Source organism: Nonomuraea sp. NPDC048916 (assembly GCF_040649575.1).
In the GTDB taxonomy this organism is placed as follows: Bacteria; Actinomycetota; Actinomycetes; order Streptosporangiales; family Streptosporangiaceae; genus Nonomuraea.
Genome location: NZ_JBEZFS010000100.1, coordinates 1 through 2,309, shown reverse-complemented (window position 1 = coordinate 2,309; position 2,309 = coordinate 1). Strand labels below are relative to the sequence as shown.

Below are 2,309 nucleotides of genomic sequence, written 5' to 3'. Positions count from 1 at the left end.
TCGTCAACGGGCAGTTCGGGCACTACGGTGAGCACGGGTGTGCCTTCCCGACCGACGTTGGCGCGTCGGCCTTATCTCGAAACCATGATCAGATGATTCGGGAAGGTACACCCTTCCCATCAGATCCACAGGTTTCGATCATTGCTCCCGTGCTGTGAAGAAGACGTGCACGATCGGAGCGGGCAGCACCTCGACCGGTCGGTAGGTCACGTTGTGGGGCAGCCACCACCGCAGGACCCAGTAGTGCGACACGCACACCGCCAGGTCGTCAGCCGGCTCGAAGGCGCGGACCGAGAAGTACCGATCGAACAGCTCCGGCTCCAGGAGCCCGCTCTGCAGCAAGACCCTGTTGCGGTCGGGCGAGCCTGCGGATTTCTGAGATATCTCCGCCACTTCCCCTTCCTACCGTAAGAGACACCTACCTATCGAGAGGACCGCGATGAGCGCCAACAACCCCACCCCGACTCCCAGCCCTGACATGCGGTCACTGGACCGTCTGGTAGGCACCTGGGAACTCACCGGTGACAGCACCGGCACTGTCAGGTATGAGTGGATGGAAGGCGGTTTCTTCCTGCTTCAGCACATCGACATGCACTTGTTCGGCAGCAGCGTCAAGGCGCTGGAGGTCATCGGCCACCTGCAGCCCTTTGGGGAGCCGCCCAGCCCAGAGGTCCGCTCCCGCGCCTACGACACCCGAGGCAACACCCTCGACTACGTGTACGAGCTGGACGGTGACAGCCTCACCATCTGGGGCGGCGAGCCTGGGTCCTCGTCCTACTACAAGGGAACCTTCGTCGACGATGACACCAACGTCGGAGAGTGGACCTTCCCCGGCGGCGGCTACACCTCCACGATGCACAGGGTCGCACCATGAACACCCCCGAACACCAGGCCGCCATGTTCGACGGAGCGATGACCGTGACAACCCCGACCCGACGCGGCACGGTCGCCGGAGAACCCAACCGCGGCCGCTTCACCCGTAGCCGCGTGTTGCTCGTGTGCGGGGCGGTCGCCGGTCCACTGTTCCTTACGGCCGTGCTCGTCCAAGCGGCCGCTCGAGACGGGTTCGACCCGAGTCGACACCCGCTCAGCGCCCTCAGCCTCGGCGACCTCGGCTGGATCCAGATCACGAACTTCGTCGTCACCGGGTTGTGCGCGACGGGCGGGGCCGTCGGTGCGCGCCGTACGCTCCGGACCGGTCCCGCGCGCGTCTGGGGACCCCGGCTCATCGGCCTATACGGTCTTGGCCTCATCGCGGCGGCGATATTCGTCACCGACCCGGTGTCGGACTTCCCCACGGCCGGCACCGGCGCGGCCACGCCTTCCTGGCAGGGGCGTGCGCACGACATGGTGGCCCTCGTCTCCGGCCTCGCCCTGGACGCCGCCATTGTCGCCTTCGTCCGACGGTTCATCCGCCGCGGTCAGCACGCCTGGGCGTCCTACAGCATCGCCGCAGTCGCAGTGGACCTCGTGGCCGCGGGGAGCGCCGCGGCGACTGGCGACTTCCGCTGGCTGCTTCTCGGCGGAACGGTCACCTGGACCTGGGCGTCCGCCCTCAGCCTCGAGCTTCTCCGCCAATACAGCGCCGCCACCCGGCCATAGATCATGCAGGGTTCTGGGTAGCACATCGGGTGGAGCTGCAACGACTCGCGTTGAACGCCCCGGGATCGCCCTGCTGCCGGTTGCACTCGACGTACCGCTATCGCATGGCCGTGCGCCGTGCCCTTCTCGCCGGAGGCCACCTGACTCCTGTTGTTCGGCCTGAGCGAGCGAGCGCCCACAGGAGGGCGATGAGTGCGATCGAGCATGCCTGTGCTGTGACGACGAACGCGGTGTACTCATGCCATGGGTTCAGTGTCTCGGAAGTGATGGCGGAGATAGCGAGCATCTCGCCGACACACAAGGTCAGCACGGTGACCAAGATCAGAGTTCGTTCGATGGCTCCTCGGCGCAACTGGTCGAAGAGCCGCGCCTCCACCCCGACGGCGATGAGCAGGAGCGGGATGATCTGGCTCGCCTGGGCGAAGTACTCCTGATGGACGCCGACGTGGCCCCAGATCTCCTTGGTCGGGTCTTGCGCCTCGCAGTTGGCGACGCAGTTCAGCGGCTCGATCAGGTGCTCCCACATGGTGGAAGCGAAAAACGCCGCGAACATCCCGAAGAGGAGCGGCAGGGCGACGCGGAATCGCCGCCATGTCACCTTGGCTTTCGCAGCCTCCTCAGCCGACTCGGCTGACCCCAGTTTCGCCTGCCGCCTCCAGCCGGGCGCGAAGCGGACTTCGAGCACGGCCATGATGATGGTCGCGAAC

4 protein-coding genes are annotated in these 2,309 nt (G+C 66.0%); 2 read left to right on the top strand and 2 right to left on the bottom strand.

The window, feature by feature from the left end; translation table 11 throughout:
• Nucleotides 1–138: 138 nt before the first annotated feature.
• The gene (locus AB0C16_RS39870; RefSeq protein ID WP_357691321.1) at nucleotides 139–393 is read right to left on the bottom strand and encodes a DUF6597 domain-containing transcriptional factor; all 255 of its coding nucleotides are present in this window, start codon (nucleotides 391–393) and stop codon (nucleotides 139–141) included.
• A 46-nt stretch (nucleotides 394–439) separates the two neighbouring features.
• Between AB0C16_RS39870 and AB0C16_RS39865 the strand changes: the two genes are divergently transcribed.
• Nucleotides 440–874: a hypothetical protein gene (locus AB0C16_RS39865; protein WP_357691319.1), complete on the top strand. Its 435-nt coding sequence runs from the start codon at nucleotides 440–442 to the stop codon at nucleotides 872–874.
• A complete protein-coding gene (locus AB0C16_RS39860; protein WP_357691317.1) occupies nucleotides 871–1,602 on the top strand; it encodes a DUF998 domain-containing protein in 732 nt (243 codons plus the stop codon). The genes AB0C16_RS39865 and AB0C16_RS39860 overlap by 4 nt, the downstream gene beginning before the upstream one ends.
• Before the next feature lie 97 nt (nucleotides 1,603–1,699).
• On the opposite strand, the gene AB0C16_RS39855 is transcribed toward AB0C16_RS39860, so the two are convergent.
• Nucleotides 1,700–2,287, bottom strand: coding sequence for a hypothetical protein (locus tag AB0C16_RS39855; protein ID WP_357691315.1), 588 nt, complete (start codon nucleotides 2,285–2,287; stop codon nucleotides 1,700–1,702).
• Nucleotides 2,288–2,309 lie beyond the last annotated feature (22 nt).